At 42.7% G+C, this 342-nt stretch carries 1 pseudogene; it reads left to right on the plus strand.

Annotated features, from left to right (window positions below):
- Nucleotides 1-69 precede the first annotated feature (69 nt).
- Nucleotides 70-342, plus strand: a pseudogene (locus BCT81_RS03585) (pilus assembly protein CpaB); the annotation flags it as partial.

Raw genomic sequence — 342 nt, forward strand, 5'->3', positions numbered from 1 at the left:
CAGGGCTTTTACTTAGTAATTTTAACTCAATCTACGCCATATATATAATCCTCAAAATATGAGCACATTATGAGATCTCGACTGGTATTACTTGTCGCCATTGCTGCCTTAATCATCGGTGCACTAGGCGTTATCGATCTGTTCAAAAGTGAACCTAAACCAACAACAACTGATGAAGTGGTCGCTGAAAAAAGCGAACAGCATGTGGGAATATGGGTTGCTACTGAAGCCTTTGAAAAGGGGCGTGCAGTTAGCTCGCAGGGTGTAGTGAAACAACAACTGCCTCTGAGTGAAGCGCTAACACTTGGTGTTAGAGAAGATTCGCAAATCAGTTTCTCACCT

It is taken from the genome of Vibrio sp. 10N.261.52.A1 (assembly GCF_002876325.1).
In the GTDB taxonomy this organism is placed as follows: domain Bacteria; phylum Pseudomonadota; class Gammaproteobacteria; order Enterobacterales; family Vibrionaceae; genus Vibrio; species Vibrio chagasii.